At 60.5% G+C, this 16,577-nt stretch carries 9 protein-coding genes; 6 read left to right on the top strand and 3 right to left on the bottom strand.

Annotated features, from left to right (window positions below):
- Window positions 1-2,739, top strand: coding sequence for a site-specific DNA-methyltransferase (locus K0B96_RS08910; protein WP_345779927.1), 2,739 nt, complete (start codon window positions 1-3; stop codon window positions 2,737-2,739).
- 639 nt (window positions 2,740-3,378) lie between these two features.
- Window positions 3,379-5,451 (top strand): 3'-5' exonuclease, encoded by a 2,073-nt coding sequence (locus K0B96_RS08905; RefSeq protein ID WP_220166274.1) that lies wholly within the window; start codon window positions 3,379-3,381, stop codon window positions 5,449-5,451.
- Here the strand turns inward: K0B96_RS08905 and K0B96_RS08900 are convergent.
- Window positions 5,402-6,403 carry a LysR family transcriptional regulator gene (locus K0B96_RS08900; RefSeq protein ID WP_220166272.1) on the bottom strand — a complete coding sequence of 334 codons (1,002 nt, stop codon included), beginning with the start codon at window positions 6,401-6,403 and terminating at the stop codon, window positions 5,402-5,404. The two genes, K0B96_RS08905 and K0B96_RS08900, sit on opposite strands and share 50 nt — an antisense overlap.
- A 206-nt stretch (window positions 6,404-6,609) precedes the next feature.
- Between K0B96_RS08900 and K0B96_RS08895 the strand changes: the two genes are divergently transcribed.
- The 4 genes from K0B96_RS08895 (at window position 6,610) to K0B96_RS08880 (ending at window position 13,074) form a co-directional block, all read left to right on the top strand.
- Complete coding sequence (locus K0B96_RS08895) at window positions 6,610-8,337, top strand: DNA recombination protein RmuC (protein WP_220166270.1); 1,728 nt, start codon at window positions 6,610-6,612, stop codon at window positions 8,335-8,337.
- Between the two features lie 39 nt (window positions 8,338-8,376).
- On the top strand, window positions 8,377-9,813 hold the full coding sequence (locus K0B96_RS08890; RefSeq protein ID WP_220166262.1) for a toll/interleukin-1 receptor domain-containing protein: 1,437 nt from the start codon (window positions 8,377-8,379) through the stop codon (window positions 9,811-9,813).
- Window positions 9,794-11,389, top strand: a complete 1,596-nt coding sequence (locus K0B96_RS08885; protein WP_220166260.1) for an argonaute/piwi family protein — start codon at window positions 9,794-9,796, stop codon at window positions 11,387-11,389. The genes K0B96_RS08890 and K0B96_RS08885 overlap by 20 nt, the downstream gene beginning before the upstream one ends.
- A 365-nt stretch (window positions 11,390-11,754) precedes the next feature.
- Window positions 11,755-13,074 (top strand): tetratricopeptide repeat protein, encoded by a 1,320-nt coding sequence (locus K0B96_RS08880; RefSeq protein ID WP_220166258.1) that lies wholly within the window; start codon window positions 11,755-11,757, stop codon window positions 13,072-13,074.
- A 1,100-nt stretch (window positions 13,075-14,174) separates the two neighbouring features.
- Here the strand turns inward: K0B96_RS08880 and K0B96_RS08875 are convergent.
- Entirely contained in the window at window positions 14,175-15,524 is a 1,350-nt protein-coding gene (locus K0B96_RS08875; protein WP_220166256.1) for a hypothetical protein, read from the bottom strand.
- Complete coding sequence (locus tag K0B96_RS08870; protein WP_220166254.1) at window positions 15,521-16,420, bottom strand: hypothetical protein; 900 nt, start codon at window positions 16,418-16,420, stop codon at window positions 15,521-15,523. The genes K0B96_RS08875 and K0B96_RS08870 overlap by 4 nt, the downstream gene beginning before the upstream one ends.
- Window positions 16,421-16,577: the final 157 nt, after the last annotated feature.

Genomic DNA, 16,577 nt, shown 5'->3' with positions numbered 1-16,577 from the left:
ATGGCAAAAAAAGCCTCCACGCCCAAGAGTGTCACAAATTTCACTCACGAAGACGCGAAGCGGAAGAACATCCCGTCCGCTGAGCAGCAATCGATCGTTCAGAAGGAGCACGAGCAGCCCCGGCAGGTGAAGTATCCGCGCAATCCCGATCTCGACCCGCAACTCGTTTGGCGCGGCAAGGACCAACAGGACTGGAGTGACCTCGTCGTTCATGCTCCGCCGCTTTACATCCAGGAAAAGGTCCACCCGAAGGCCCTCATCGACGACCTTCTCCGCCAATCGCAGGAAGCCGCACCTGAGGCCCAGTTCGACCTTTTCCACGATTTCAATGGTCTGCCGAAGGGCGCCGACAAGACCGAGTTCTACCAGCACGACCAAAACTGGAGCAACCGCATGATCCTCGGCGACTCCCTCCAGGTCATGGCCAGCCTCGCCGAGCGCGAGGGCCTGCGCGGCAAGGTGCAGTGCATCTACTTCGATCCGCCCTACGGCATCAAATTCAACAGCAACTTCCAGTGGTCCACCACCAGCCGCGACGTGAAGGACGGCAACGCCGGCCACATTACCCGCGAGCCCGAGCAGGTCAAAGCCTTCCGCGACACCTGGCGCGACGGCATCCACAGCTACCTCACCTACCTGCGCGACCGCCTCACCGTCGCCCGTGACCTCCTCACCGATTCCGGCTCCATCTTCGTCCAGATCGGCGATGAGAATGTCCACCGCGTCCGGGCGGTGATGGACGAGGTGTTCGGGGAGACAAATCTCGTGTCCTCCATCGCGTTCAAGAAAACATCTGGCACTGGCTCGAACTACTTGGAGAACATCTACGACTATGCTCTCTGGTATGCGAAAGACCTTTCGCGGCTGAAGTATCGACAGCCGCTTGCTGAGAAAGGCGCTTCGCTCTTGGAAACGCAATACACGGGGACCGACGAGCTTCGAGAGGTCGCACAGCATAAGGACCCGCGATTCATGGCCGGTGACATGAGTTCTCAGGGAGCAAGCGAAGCTGGCACGTATCCTTTCTCGTATCAGGGCCAAGAGTTCAATCTCCCGCCCAACACGCATTGGAAGGCGTCCCGCGCGGGCATGCCGCGCTTGGCAATGTCGGGAAGATTGATCGGTATCGGCCAACGCCTTCGCTACAGGCGCTACGCAGACGACTATCCTGTCGTGACGTTTTCTAATTCGTGGGACGACACAATTGTTTCTGGTTATGCCGACCCGAAGGTTTACGTCGTGCAGACTTCCACGAAAGTCATTCAGCGCTGCCTGCTCATGGCCACCGACCCCGGCGACCTCGTGCTCGACCCGACCTGCGGCTCCGGCACCACGGCCACCGTCGCCGAGCAATGGGGCCGCCGCTGGATCACCATCGACACATCGCGTGTCGCGCTCGCGCTGGCCCGTGCCCGCATCATGGGCGCACGTTATCCCTTTTACCTGCTGGCTGATTCACGCGAGGGCCAGCAGAAGGAAGCGGAAGTCACCCGCACCGCGCCGAGCAGCCAGCCCGTCCACGGCAACCTTCGCCACGGCTTCGTCTATGAGCGCGTGCCGCACATCACCCTCAAATCCATCGCCAACAATGCCGAGATCGACGTCATCTGGGACAAGTGGCAGCAAACGCTCGAACCGCTGCGGAAAAAGCTGAACGCCGCGCTCAAGCAGCAATGGCAGCAGTGGGAAATTCCCCGCGAGGCCGACGCCAAGTGGTCTGACACCGTGAAGAACCTCCACGCCGAATGGTGGCACGCGCGGATTGCCCGGCAGAAAGAGATCGATGCCAGCATCGCCGCAAAGGCCGAATTCGAATACCTCTACGACAAGCCTTACGAAAACAAGAAGTCCGTCCGTGTCGCAGGTCCATTCACCGTCGAGAGTCTCAGTCCTCATCGCGTGCTTGGCGTCGATGAGAACGACAATCTGATCGATCCCGCCGTAAACGAGGGCGACGACGACTATGGCGCGAAGCAGAGCTTTCCGCAAATGATCCTGGAAAACCTCAAGGCCGCCGGCGTCCAGCAGGCCCACAAGGAGGACCGGATTGCCTTCACATCACTCACGGCTTGGCCCGGTCAACTCGTCTGCGGCGAGGGCCGCTACATGGAGGGCAACACCGAAAAGCGCGCTGCCATTTTTATCGGTCCCGAATTCGGCACCGTGCAGCGCGCCGACCTCGTTGCCGCAGCACGAGAAGCCGGGGACGCCGCCTTCGATGTCCTCATCGCGTGCGCGTTCAACTACGAGGCGCACACCACCGAGTTCAACAAGCTCGGCCGCATCCCGGTGCTGAAGGCCCGCATGAACGCGGACCTCCACATGGCCGAAGACCTGAAGAACACCGGCAAGGGCAACCTCTTCGTCATATTCGGCGAGCCCGACGTGACCCTGCTCAGGGAAAAGGACGGACGCCTGCGCGTGAAAGTGAACGGCGTGGATGTCTTCAAGCCCCAGACTGGTGAAGTCGTGAGCGACAACGCCGACGGCATCGCCTGCTGGTTCATCGACACCGACTACAACGAGGAAAGCTTCTTCGTCCGCCACGCCTACTTCCTCGGCGCGAACGATCCCTACAACGCGCTCAAGACGAGCCTGAAGGCGGAGATCAACCCCGAGGCCTGGGCCACCCTCAACAGCGACACCAGCCGCCCCTTCGACAAACCCAAGTCAGGCCGAATCGCCGTCAAAGTCATCAACCACCTCGGCGATGAGGTGATGAAGGTGTTTCGAGTCTGATGCGTCCGACCTGTTACAAAGCGTCGGTGCGAAAGGTAGCCAAGGTTATTGGTGCCGCCATAACGGGTGCAGAGACCTCGTTGCTGGACGGGCAAGTGGAGCAGGAGCCCGCGATGACGGATAGAATGCTCGGACGAATCGAACAGGCTTTGACTGGTGTCGAGACCAACGGGATCCTTTGGAGGGCAAAAACCCTCACAGATCGTGGCCGATACGCGCAGGAATCGAAGGCAGGTGCCGACTTCATGGGCGTGCTCGAAGTCAGCGTTCCTGGATACTCGGTTGAAGGGGTTTCTCGCCCAGGCGAAACTGATTCGCAGATGGGGAGTGTTGGACCTGCGGGAGCTGGTTTCTCAATGCGAGCGCATGCTCGAACTCAGTCCGGTATCATACGTCTTCCTCTACGAATCACGTGGAGTTTTCGTCGTCTCGGCCAATTCTGTCGTAGCCGCGGGCGGCAATCTTGACGCCGTGAAGCGGCACAAGGCTCAGAAGTTTTTCGAAGATCATCTTGCATGCCTGATTGGTGACCGAGCGATCAGCTCGCCCACTCCCCAAGGCGTGGAAGACCTGTTGCATCGGACCCACGCGCGACGCGGCATACTCATCCGGGCGACTTCATACCTCGATTCGTAGCCAATGGATTTTCGCATCGCCGACACATTCACCGACAGTCTAGCCAGGCTTACCGGCGACGAGCAGAAGGCCGCGAAGACGACGGCGTTCGATCTCCAACTCAACCCCGCTAACCCGGGAATGCAGTTTCATCGCGTCGATGGTTCGCGGGACAAGAACTTCTGGTCGGTGCGCGTCAACTCGGACATCCGCCTGATCGTCCATCGAACGGCTGGCAGCCTTCTGCTGTGTTATGTCGATCACCACGACAAGGCCTATGCCTGGGCAGAACGGCGCAAGTTGGAAACACACCCGAAGACAGGAGCGGCCCAATTCGTGGAGATACGGGAAACGGTCAAAGAAGTAATCATTCCGTCCTACGTCGTGGCCGAAGAGTCCACCGCCGTGAAACCGCCGCTCTTCGCGAGCAAAACCAATGAGGAGCTTCTTGGCTACGGTGTGCCCGAGGAATGGTTGGACGACGTGCGGCAGGTGAATGAAGAAAGTCTGCTCGTGCTCGCCGAGCGCCTGCCGGGCGAGGCCGCTGAAGCGCTCCTTGAACTTGCCACTGGCGGGAAGCCGCGGACAGCCGAGCCGGTCCCGGCTGCGTCGAGCCCGTTCGAGCATCCCGACGCCCAGCGTCGTTTCCGGCTGCTAACGAATGTCGACGATCTGAAACGCGCCTTGGAATTCCCCTGGGAGAAGTGGACCATCTTCTTGCATCCCGAGCAGCGCGAGCTGGTGGAGCGAGACTACTCCGGCCCGGCGCGCGTTGCGGGATCGGCGGGCACGGGAAAGACGGTCGTGGCGCTCCATCGCGCAGTGCAGCTCGCGCGCAGAAATCCAGATGCGCGAGTATTGCTGGTTACTTTCTCCGACACGCTGGCATTTGCGCTGCGGACGAAGCTGAGGCGCTTGATCGGAAACGAGCCGCGCCTGGCCGAACGAATCGACGTTTACTCCTCGGAGATGCTCGGATTGCGCCTCTATCGGTCGCAGATCGGTCCCGTGAAACTGGCGCCGGCCGAGGACGTGAGAAATCTGATTCAGGCAGCCGCAACGGCAGTTCCCGGCCACAAATTCCACCTGCGTTTCCTGCTGACCGAGTGGGAGCAAGTCGTCGATGCGTGGGACCTATCGACGTGGGAAGCATATCGTGACGTGGCGCGTCTCGGCAGAAAGACCCGATTGCCAGAAGCACAACGTGCATTGCTCTGGTCGATCTTTGAGCGCGTTCGCGCGGGGCTGACCGAACGTGGGCTCAAGACTCTGGCATCTGTTTTTTCCCGACTCACCGCACACACCCTCGAAACGAAACGTCCGCCCTTTGACTTCGCTGTTGTTGATGAAGCGCAGGACATCACCGTGTCGCAGTTGCGGTTTTTTGCTGCGCTCGGCGGAGGTCGCGCCAATGCCCTTTTCTTCGCCGGTGATCTTGGGCAACGAATCTTTCAGCAGCCGTTTTCGTGGAAGTCGCTCGGCGTGGACGTTCGCGGCCGCTCCCGAACACTCCGGATAAATTATCGAACGTCGCACCAGATTCGCGAGCAGGCGGATCGTTTGCTCGGCGCCGAAATGGTGGACGTAGACGGCAACCGAGAAACCCGCCATGATACCATATCGGTCTTCAATGGCCCACCCGCAGAAATTCAAATTCTTCCGAGCGAAAGTCGGGAAGCGTCGGCCGTCGGCGAATGGCTGACCCGCCAAATCAGCAAAGGAGTTCTACCTCACGAAATCGGTGTGATTGTCCGTTCACCGGCCGAGGTAAGCCGGGCCGAGATGGCGGTGAAGTCGGCAAAACTCTCGGGCAAGATTCTCGATGAGCATCTCGAAACGACCGGCGGCCAAGTTGCCATCAGCACGATGCACCTGGCGAAAGGCTTGGAGTTTCGCGCCGTAGCGGTGATGGCCTGCGATGATGATGTCGTGCCATTGCAGCAGCGAATCCAGAGCGCCGGTGAAGGGTCCGACCTGCAGGAAATCTATGATACCGAGCGTCAGTTGCTCTATGTGGCCTGCACGCGGGCGCGGGACGAACTGCTCGTCACTTGCGTCGACCCCGCGTCGGAGTTTCTGGACGACCTTCGTGGCTGAACGTTGGCCCAGCACAGACCGTCTTCAGAGCTGAACGCAATTCGCGCAGGGCGATTTCGCCGCCAGCACGACGCTGGGTGAGGGTTGAGCTCCAAACGAGGCCGATGCTCCTCGAAACCGGCGCAAGTAGATCGACGCCAAATTCGGTGATCTCCGGCGGAATGTTGCTGAACGCGATGCGTGGAAGTATCCCGCAATAGTCGGCGGCAATTATCGCGCGTTCGACCTGCGGGAAGGACTCGCAGCGAAGGCGGGCCGGCCAGCCCAATTTCGCTCTGCCCAAGGCCTCCGTGTATGTGCTGTGTTCGGCCCAAAACGTGGCCAACGGCAGATTCGCCTTACCCCATTTAACCAGCGCGAGCGAGTCGGCGATGTTCCCTCGATAAGATTTCAGCAACTCGGTTCGAACGTAGAACGCGTAGCCCAGTTGGCATACCGGCTCTACCTTCAGGCGCTTTCGGTCGGTGAGTTCGTCTTCCACGGCCGTGGCTCGCACCAGCCCGACATCAACTGAACCGTCGAGAACCCCATGGACGATTTCGCGGCTCCGCAAATTCTGCAGGTGCAATTCCACGGACGATCGCCAGGCCCCCGTGGTTCTCAGAGCTGGCAAGAGCAGGTAGAACATTAGGCTGTCGCCCGCGCCGACTACAAAGTTGTTCGGTTTTCCTTCGGCGCCCGTTTTGAAATCAGCGAGTCGCTGGAAGAAATCGCGACAAAACTCAGCGAGCTGGATGGCTTCATCGGTCGGCACCTTGACCACCCCGGCACTCTTGCGCGTGCGAATGCCGAGGCACCGGTCAATCCGGCCCAATTGCTGGGTTGCGGCTCCCTGAGCGCTCTTGCCGCTCCCGAATGCAGCCGAAAGCGAGCCGTGCTCGACGAACTTAACCAGCGCGTGCAGTTGGCGAGGAGTGGGGACCTTCTGCTTGAAGAGTTGATCGAGCGCCATCTCACACAAACGTTAGCTGCCTCGACCACGTTGGGCCAGCGTGTTTCCGCGGATGAGATAGTGTGGTCGAATGAAGACTAGCCCCCGCTTTCGCCCCGTGCTCCACAGCACGGAAATCCAGATGGGACCGAATTTGTCCCACCCCGCGTGTTAGCGTGCGCGGTAGGCACGCCATCCAGGACCTGAACGCTTATCCCGAAAATCACATGAATACCCTTTTTCTGATCCTCGTCTGCTTAATCGCGGGCCTCGCGATTGGTTGGATCTTTCGCGCGTCGAAGGACGCTCCCGCTGATTCGCGTCTCGAAGACGAGTTGCGCCAGCAAGCCGAAGCACTGAAAGCTGACCTGGAGCAGTGTCAGGCGGCGCGGTTGCAGGCGGAGGCCGCACGATCGGCCGCGGACGCGAGCCTGCAAGCGGCGGTGGCTCGCGCGCGGGAGTTGGAAGTTGAGGTTAAATCGACCGAGACCCGTGGGGACGAAACGGCCGCGACCATCAAAGCAGAGTTAGCCACGGCCGTATCGGATCTGAGAGCGGCGCAGGAGCGCGTAAGTGAAACGACTGCGGCGCTCGCCACGGCCAACGCCAATCTGAAGGCCGCGACCCTCCAGACGGAGGCGTTAGACCAACGGATCAAGCTCACCGAAAATCGCGGTAACGAGGCGCTATCCGCGGCCAAAACTGAGCTGTCGGCTACGGCGGCCGACCTCAAGACGGCGCAAGCACGCGCGGAATCCTTGACCACGGCACTGGCCACGGCGGAAGCAAATCTGAATGCGGCCAATGAGCGGAACGCCGAACAGCACCGCGCAAATAGTGAACAGTTCCGCGAACTGAAGGAAGGGCACGAAAAAGCGCTGCGCGATCTTCGGGAGGCGTTCGCCGCGATGAGCTCCGACGCGTTGAAGCAATTGCAGCCGGAGTTTCTTCAGCTCGCGAACGAGACGCTCGCCAAGTTCAACGAAGGTGCGAAAGGGGACTTGGCGCAGCGACAAGCGGCCATTGCGACGTTGGTTAAGCCGCTGGAGGAACAGCTGAAAGTTTATCAGCAACGGTTGGCTCAGAGCGAGACCACCCAAGCGACGATGATGGGTGAGGTTTCGAAACACCTCACCACGCTCGCGCAGCACAGCACGACGCTTTCCACGGAGACGATTCAGCTCCGGCGTGTGCTGAGTTCAGGACAGGCGCGTGGTCGTTGGGGCGAGGAGACACTGCGGCGGGTCGTCGAGGCCGCAGGAATGAGCGCGCACTGCGACTTCGTCGAACAGGAGCGAGCCGAGGACGGTAAGCCGGACCTCGTCGTCAAACTGCCGGGAGACCGGGTCATCATTGTCGATTCGAAGGTGCCCGACCTCGACTTCCTTAACGCTCTCAGCGTGACGGATGAGTTGAAGCGTGGCGAACTGTTGAAGGCCCACTCGGACAAACTCCGCGGAACGATCAAGGCTCTGGCAGAGCGTGATTATCCGAGCCAGTTCCCCAAGGCGCTGGACCACGTGGTCCTTTTCTTGCCGGCAGAATCGCTCTTCAGCGCGGCGTTGGAAGGTGACCGCGATTTGATCGTTTGGGCTGCCCAGCGCCGAGTCACGCTGGCGACGCCGGCATCACTCATCGCGTTGTTGCGTTCCGTGAGCGCGAGTTGGTTGCACCACGAACAGACGGTCAATGCCCGCGAGATCGCCGAAGCTGCATCTGAGCTTTTCTCGCGGGTGGCGACGTTCACTCGCCATTTTGACAGCATCCGAAGCGGGCTGGAGAAGGCAACCAACGCCTACAACGATGCCGTTGGCAGCTTTGATCGCTCGGTGCGGCCGAGCGGCGAGCGCGTGCTCAAGCTTGGCGTCGATAGCGGCGGCAAAGTACTGACCGAGCCGGTGCTAATCTCCGAGTCGTTGCGGATCATGCCAGCGGCCGAAATCGCCGCCAGCTAATGGGAGAATCACCCACGCGCAGCTATCGAGGTTCCAGCCATGACGATCATCGAACAGAAGGACGCCTACATCTGCTACAACGGAGCAGACCTCGATTTCGTGCGCTCGTTGTCCGAGCAAGTGGAGTCCGAGACGATAGACGGCAGCAAGGAGTCCCGCAGCCTGAGCGTGTTCTTCGATAAATGGGACATCGAGGCCGGGCAAAGCCTCATCGACCGGATGAACGCTGGGATGAAAGCGGCGCGCCACGTGGTTGCCGTGCTTTCGCCGGAGTTTCTCAAGGCGGACTGGCCGCGATTCGAGTGGAAGCACATCGTCGCTGCGGACCCGAACAACTCGCGCGGCGTGCTCATTCCGATCCTGCTCCGTGACCTCGCGAAGGGCGGAGTCGAGCGCATCGATCTCTACGCACCCTTTCGGGACTTGCGTTACATCGATTTCAGGAAGCCTGCGGAGTTTCGCCGCAGCTTCGTGGAATTGATGCGGCGGATTCGCAATCAGCCCGCGGAGCGCGGACGTCGTCTGGCACCGCTTGCTTCGACCGCGCCCGTCCTGCCAACCCCATTGCGCCCCGAAGTCTCGTGGTTGCCGGACCGGGTCCAGGACGTGCTGATCTCAAATCTCCTCCGGGTTACCGCCCTTCCGGCCCGCATTTGGGGCGCGGCCACGGATTGCCGGGAGAAGAAGGACGTTTGGGCAAAGGCACCGTCAACCGAGCCCTTCGTGCTACGTGAAAAGCGCATCTATACGTTTGCCGATTTGAATCAGTCCTCGACGGCTCTGCGGGCGGTGATCGACCCGAAGACGATCGCACCGGAGTCGCGCCACGATTGGTTCATCCATCCGGACAAGCGGCTTTGGCTGATGGCGCTGCTCAACACCGCGCTCAATTCCCACATGCGCACCCTTCGGATCAAGAGCGATGGCAAGGGTCGTTTCATTTTCATGCCCGAGATGAACGGCGGTGATCGGCGATGGCCGATGCTGGGCAGGAAAACGGGAGTGGCGGTCGCAGCGAAAAAGACCGCGAAAGACGGCATTTCTACCTTCTGGGTCCACCACGGCGCGTCGCTCTGCTTCAAGCGCGTCGGCAATAACCTCTACGTCTCGATCGAACCCCACTACCTTTTTACCCTCGACGGCAATATCAGCGTGGACGGCAAGAGTGCTGGCAAACTGGCGACCATCTGGGGTGGGAAGCAGCAAAACCCAGACATTCTTCGCAACATTCTCTTCTGGGGTTTCGTGATGGCGAAAAATCACCGCGAGATCCGCGTCGACACCGGCGGAGAGCAGATTGTCGTGGCCCGAATTCCGGCCACGAGCCAGCTCGATGTCGGTGTAGCTTTTGATGAGATTCGCTTTGCGTCGCTGTTCGACAAGCAGGACGACGACTTGGCCGCCGCAGCGGCGAACGCTGAATTCGCGGGTCCCCGCGACGAACCCGATGATGACGATGAGAAACCGTTCGAATAGGCGCCGCCCGCACCAGAGTGCCGTCAGCCAGCCCCCATTGACCGAGGAGCTGATCCGCCGGCAGCCGCCTGTTTTTCGCGCGTTCCATCTCGAGGAGCCGAAGCTGGTGTTCGCCAACGGCGGCGTGTCCGTCGATCCCAAGGCCGGCCTCAACGATCACGGTCCCTACGGCTTCCAACCGGGGCGTGTCATTAAAATCGGACTCGTGGGCACGGGGACCGGCATCCAGACGTTCAAAGACTTTCTCCGTCGGGCTCACGGCCGCCTGTCGCCAGGACTGAACAAGCGGAACAAGCCCCTCGACCCTCACACCTTCCCAGATTTTCCCGGCTGCGCGGAGACCGCGACATTTCGCGCCAATTTTGTCGCCGACAATGCCTCTCATCAGCGGATTATTCCGCCGGACTTCTTCCGGCAGGCGCTGGCGACCCCCAAGGACCAAGAGAAGATCAAGCAGGTCGTCGATCTAGCGGTTAAGCAGATCGACGCGATCGCTGCGCTGGAGGATGCCCCGGATGTCGTCGTTCTCGTCTTGCCGCCCGACGTGGAGGACGAATGCGCCTCCATCGGCGTTCCGTTTGCACGGCAGAAGGTTCGTCTGACACCATTGCAACGACTCCAGAACAAATTGACGAAAGAACAGGAGGTTACTGGGCAGTCGTTTCTGGGACTGGAATTCGATGACCCAGACCGCGATACTTCGCCGAGCGGATTTTTTAACATCCATCATGCCCTGAAGGCGCACGCCATGAAATCAGGGTTACCAACCCAACTCGCGTGGGAACGGACATTCGGGGACTCCAATCCCGCATCCATCGCTTGGAACCTCCTCACGGCGCTTTACTACAAGGCCGGTAACAGCCCTTGGCGGTTGCAGTCGCTTCCGGATCAAACCTGTTTTGTCGGCATCTCGTTCTTCAAGGAGAGTCCTGCCGGAGCGGCCGACATGCAGACGAGCCTTGCTCAAGTGTTCGGCGCCGGCGAAGGCATCGTAATCCGGGGCGAGAAAGCAATCTTCGACAAGAAGCGCGACCGAAAGGCTCATTTGAGCGAGGCTGGTGCGCGCAGCCTGCTTGAACGAGCTATCGCGCAATACAAACTTCAGCATACCCTGGCCCCGAAACGCGTGGTGATTCACAAAACGTCACGCTACTGGCCGGAAGAAATAGAGGGGTTCAAGGCGGCGCTGGGTGACGTTTACCATTTCGATTTCCTTGCGCTGGAAACCAGCGACGTGCGCTTCATGCGCATCGGCCGACGTCCCCCGCTGCGGGGCACCGTGGTAACGCTGGGGGAGGGTAACTACCTGCTTTTCGGGAATGGATACGTGCCTTACCTTCGCGCTTATCCAGGAAAGCGCATTCCTCGGCCGCTGGAGATTCTTGAACACCACGGCGTCTCTCCAGCCGAGACGGTCTGCCAAGAAGTCTTGGCTCTTACCAAGCTCAATTGGAATAGCTGTTCCTTCGCCAGCAGCGTTCCGATCACCATTCGGTTCGCGCGCGACGTGGGCAAAATTCTGACTGAGCTACCTAAGGGAACTCAGGCCGAAACCAAGTATAAGTTTTACATGTAAGTGGTTTCGATGATGGCTCTCCTTGAACTCCGTAACCCACATGAAACAAAACGCGTCGGAACCGGGTATTGGGAATGAACCCCGAGATGTGCTCTTTCGAATTCAGCGTGGGCTATGTGGCTACGTCAGTTACCTGGCTGCTTGTGAAATGAACGAGGCGTTCAGCGAGTATGTCCTCTACGAGCCGACCCTTAGAATTCTAAGCGCGCGCGACGAACGTTGGCGGAGAGTGCGGCGACGAGGGACACGCCGCCAGATTTCGGAACTTGCGCATAAGCATAACGCGTGACGTAAGTAGCGGGTTGCGTGTGCCACTCGGTGTGGCCCTCCGCCCTCTAAACATGCGAAGATCTACAAGCGGGACATTGCTGAATACGGTCTTCGCGCCACGTCTTGGATGGAGGATAATCTGGATTGCGGTCGGACTCATTGTTGCGAGCTCGACAGGCCGCAGTTCATCCGGTGTTGATTCAGAGCGCTCCGGCCTGCCGGCGGACATCGTCGCTGATGCAGAAGCGGGCGACGCCAGTGCACAGTTCCTTTTGGGATGTATCTACGCCCGGGGGGAGCGGGTGGAAAAGGACGTGCGAGCCGCAGTATCGTGGATAAGCAAGTCGGCTTTGCAGGGCTACGCGCTGGCCCAGGTTGTTCTGGTTGAAAGCCATCTCTCCGGCAACTTGCTGGATAAAAATCACGCCGAAGCGGTGCGTTGGGCGCAGCGCTTTTGCCAGATGGGTCACGTCGATTTTCAGCGGAAATACGGAAGGATGGTCGGCGACGCTTATTATTCCGGCAAGGATGTCACCCGAAGTTTTGAGACGGCTCTGGAATGGTATACGAAGGCGGCTGAGTTGGGCGATATGCGGGCGGAGGCGACCGTAGGTCTGATGTATTTCGAAGGGCAGGGGGTGCGGAAAAATTATCACGCCGGCCTGGCGCACAGCTTCACGGCGGCCAAAGCGGGAGACGCGGCGGGGATCGGCTTGATCGGCATTGCCTATTCGCAGGGACTAGGGGTGCCGAAGAACGAAGTGGAGGGGCTTGCATGGATGAACGTCGCGGCGGCTGCGGGCTACCCTGAGTTCGTTGCGCTCCGCGAACAAATGGAGAAGGATGTCGGCAGGCAACTGGCACTCCAAGCACAGCAGCGGAGCCAAGAGATAAGCGATTCGGTGAAGAATCTGACGCTGGCGCCTCCCGTGGCTCTTCGGAATACAACAGCTCCGGCGGAGGGGCCTCCGATTGCACCACGGGCCGCCATCTCGCCCAGGTTTCGCAAAGCCGCCCAGGACCTGCTGGCGTGGTATGATGGCCTACTGGAGCCGGTTGATCATCCCAAGGCGGGTGAGCAGCAATTCTCAACGCTACCGTTGCTGGCGGGGTGCAGAAACCCGATGAAGTGGGAAGAGGAGCGGGTGAGCGGTTTGGCGAAGATCACGGCGCGAGATGCAGCCCTGTATTACGTTCGCATGATGCAACAGATTTCCTTGGCGCGAAGTCTCGCACGAGGTGCCTTCATGGAGTTGGATGGACGTTGCACGTCGTCGGCGGAGAAGACGGCTTTGCGAGAGAGGTTCGATGAAATGGAGCGATTGGAGGACGAGTTTCACCGGATGAGCTTCGGTGCTTGTGAGCAGATCGAGGCGGAGCTGACGGACGAGAAGACCTCATCGAAAACGAGCTGACTGGCGAATTCGGGGTCTGCGCTGCACCGGCGATCAGGCGAGCAGGCGCGCAGGGCCGAACGGCCGGAGAGGAGCGAAGTGCGGGAGCGGAGCCAGGCAGGCGAAGGGCGGCGTCGGGCCGAAAAAGCCGGCTGGAGCGCAGCCCTGTTCGCGGAGCGAGGTTCCTCAGTCTCGGCACGAGTCTGAGGAACAAGGGGAGAGGACCAGCCGGCCGGACCGTCGCTGCACGGAGACGGCCGGGCGGAGCGGACGCGCGTAGCGGAACGCAGGTCGGTCGGACATGGGCGCCTGCGGTGCGAAGGCGGTTGGTGCTCACCGGCCGGGGATTGGAAGCGACGCAGAGCCTGAGGCCCAAGAAACTTGGGCGCTGTCGTGAGCCGGGGGGGGCAGTGACGCCGAGCCGAAGGCGAGTCCTTCCAAGAACAGGCCGGGTGGAGGCGTGCGAAGCGGACTCGCGCCGAACGTAGAGAGGCGACGGGAGGAGCTGAGCGCGATTCCACGCTGTCCGAATGGCTGAGGTGGCCGCGGGCGACAGGGCGAGCGGTCGCTGAGGCTCGGGCGCGACAGGCAGCGAACGGAGTGGGCGAAGCGCACCGCGTGAGCGACTGGCGTGACAGAGCCTCAGTGTCCGCGGTCCGAAGGCTCGAAGACATTTCGCTGCCGTCTTGTGCGCTCACACAAGGCACTCTGCGCGAACAGAGTCTCGGCGCAGTGACCGCTGGTAGCGTGTCGGTGCGACAACTTGGGATAGCTTGCCTCCGACAGCATGAGCTACTTCTGGTGGATTTGCTAAGCGTAGCATATACAGTAGGTTAACTATGCCACCAGGCGGAGTGGGTTTGAGGATCTTAGGACCTTGGCCCGGGCTCCTCGGCTGAGGGAGATCGGTTCTATTGAAACTCAAAAATATTGTCCCCCCCGGGGAGGGGGAAAACACGGTTTCAGTCGACTAGAGAAGGGGACCCGCACGTATATTCTGAGCCTTCCCGCAGGCATGACGGGGTGACGGGGTGTTTTCTGCCGCAACGAAAATCAGCTGGAAGGCAGCCTTCCGTCCCCTTGACCGTAGGAAACCGCAGTCACCCGTCACCCCGTCACCGTCAGTAGGGCCCCTGCGCGGGTTCACGGTCCGGCCAGATCGTCCACGTCCGACTTGTCCCCGTGCGGCGGTATCGCACCGCATCCGGACGTTTCTTCGCCAGACGCGCCAAGTAGACCCCGCAGGCGTTCGGGAATGAAAACAGCCGCCGCGCTTCGTATGCTGTCTCGGCATCCGGTCCGGTAAGCAGCGCTTCCAACTGCGCCTGACTCCCTGTCCAACTTTCGGTGATGGCGGTTTCCAAGAGCTGCAGCAGTCGTGTTTCAGGAGCGAGCTCGTCGAGCGCGTTTAGCAGGTCAGGATGGTGATAGTGCGTGATGCCGAATCGGTGAGAGACGTGTTCGGCCGGGATGGCGTATGCCGATAGAAAGTGGCAGAACGCCGGCAGCTCTGCCGTCAACGTTGCCATAAAGGCCTTACGCTCCTCGTAGGTGGCGGTCGGCATCGGCATGGGACGCTTGTTGGCGCGCAACAGGATGATTTTATCCGCCACGCTGTCGTCGAACGGGGGTAGCACCATCAAGTTCTCGGGCTCATCGTTTACCGTGATTGTCACGCGCCAAAACGGCTCGAGAGAGAGCGCCGTCCGGTTCTTCTGATGGCATTTCTGAAGACTGTTAACGGTTACGCTTTTGATCTGGGCGCCGAAGTTGCGACGCGCGCGGATGTCCGTGCTGGCGAACTCGTCTTCGATCACGAGATGCTCGGCGCCGAATAGCTCGGCGTTGAAGTCGGTGGCTCCGGTCATCCATCCGTAGGGCTTCGCTGCGCGGCCGCCCAAGAGCGGTGTGATCAAGTTCTGAACGAGAGATTTGCCGCTGTCGTGCTGACCAGCCAACACGAGCGCTTGGCCCGGGCGGTGAACCTGAGCGATCAGTGACTCGCGGGCGATTTTCAGCCATCCGTAGAAGTATGGCCGCTGATCTCCGCGCTCGTCGACGAGGAGGTTTTCCAACACGAGACTGAGCACCGGCCACTCACCCGGCACCGGCTCGATAATCTGTGGACCTTCGGTTATCAGGAGCCGCCGGCTCTCATACTCCCTGAGCCCCGGCGGCGCGCCGGCCAGAGGCCCAGCATAGGCGACGTCGCACTCGGTTTGGAGCTTGTTGATGTGCTCGTCGAGCGGAGAGAGACGTGCCGTCTCGGCTGCTTTGTTGCTCAGATACGGCCGGAGCTGTCGCTTGAGCGCAGCTTCTGGCAGTGTAATCCAGCCACCGCGGGAGTTCTGGAACCAGTAGGCGTTTCGTGGTGGGTCGAAAAACGCGAGGGGAGGAGATGGTGGAGGCACGATCCCCAGCGCAGCGTCATCGACCGGGATCCATTCTGCGGTCAGTTCGAGGGCGCTCATCGGATTTTAGCCGGGTTGAAGAACAAAACCCGTTGCAGTTGACCGGTGTCACGTGTGCCTCCTGGCATTCGCACGAGTTGACATGCCGTGAATGTGGCGGGATCTGCCCCGAGCCGCACCGCGTAGGCGAAAAATCGGCAGATTTCCTCTATGGTCGCCCCTCCGCAGTGAAACCATCCATGCAGGCTTTCGTTGCCAGAGTCCACGACCATCACCAGAGGTGCGTGACACGCCAGATGCAGATGGAGGGTTGCTTGGTCGTCTTTTGAACTACCGTCGAACTCCACGACGATGTATTGGCGAGGTCCGACGATTTCCGAACAACGCTCCGACCGCTTCCCCTGCTGCGTCAGCCCATGCGTCGCGCGCATAGGCGAGGGCACGATGAACTGTTGCCGTGCGAGTTGGCCGCGCCACTCTTCTCGGGGTTTGGTCTGGATCAGTCGCGGCGATTGGCCGCAGCACAGGAGACGGTTGCCTGGCATTAACTGGTCAATGAGGTCCTCAGTGTCGGCTTTAATGCCCGCCAGATTCACGGGCGAGGCGTCAAGCAGTCCACCGACTCCGCCGCCGGATTTTACGAGTTCAGCGCGCCGGACAGGATCGTGCTGAGGCCACGCGGGACGAGCACGATAAAGGGTGCCGGGAAGTTGCGGTTTGCCCCAGGCGCATCGCTTGGAGCTTTCGACCGCTTCCTCGATCTCTCCACGCCTGTAGCCGGAGTGCGCCGCGACTTGCTTGAGCAGTTTGACGATCTCGTCTGCGGGCAGGTGCACGTGCAGGTGCCGAGCTACGCAGAAGAGCCATCGGTGTAGGCCCTCACCGCGCCGCGGCGGCGATGAGAGCATGTCGCGCAGGAAGGGTGGAAAAGCCGCCACACGAGAGAGGGTGCTCATGACCGCCCTCCTTCTTTCCTGGTCCGCAACGCGGCGCGGGAACCGCGGGAGTCTCGCTGGTCAAGCCAGTCGAGCACTGCCTGCTCACTGAACTGTATTTTCCGGCGCCCCGTTCGGATGTAGGGAACCTGGTTCGCCTTGATGAACTGCCAAAAGG

The organism is Horticoccus luteus (assembly GCF_019464535.1).
GTDB classification, from domain to species: Bacteria; Verrucomicrobiota; Verrucomicrobiia; order Opitutales; family Opitutaceae; genus Horticoccus; species Horticoccus luteus.
The sequence above is the reverse complement of the archived record's forward strand: the minus strand, read 5'-3'. Positions and strand labels throughout refer to the sequence as shown.

Excerpts from the sequence above, each read along its gene's own strand:
- K0B96_RS08910 (WP_345779927.1), top strand. The coding sequence starts at position 1 with ATGGCAAAAAAAGCCTCCACGCCCAAGAGTGTCACAAATTTCACTCAC.
- K0B96_RS08905 (WP_220166274.1), top strand. The coding sequence starts at position 3,379 with ATGGATTTTCGCATCGCCGACACATTCACCGACAGTCTAGCCAGGCTT.
- K0B96_RS08900 (WP_220166272.1), bottom strand. The coding sequence starts at position 6,403 with ATGGCGCTCGATCAACTCTTCAAGCAGAAGGTCCCCACTCCTCGCCAA.
- K0B96_RS08895 (WP_220166270.1), top strand. The coding sequence starts at position 6,610 with ATGAATACCCTTTTTCTGATCCTCGTCTGCTTAATCGCGGGCCTCGCG.
- K0B96_RS08890 (WP_220166262.1), top strand. The coding sequence starts at position 8,377 with ATGACGATCATCGAACAGAAGGACGCCTACATCTGCTACAACGGAGCA.
- K0B96_RS08885 (WP_220166260.1), top strand. The coding sequence starts at position 9,794 with ATGAGAAACCGTTCGAATAGGCGCCGCCCGCACCAGAGTGCCGTCAGC.
- K0B96_RS08875 (WP_220166256.1), bottom strand. The coding sequence starts at position 15,524 with ATGAGCGCCCTCGAACTGACCGCAGAATGGATCCCGGTCGATGACGCT.
- K0B96_RS08870 (WP_220166254.1), bottom strand. The coding sequence starts at position 16,420 with ATGAGCACCCTCTCTCGTGTGGCGGCTTTTCCACCCTTCCTGCGCGAC.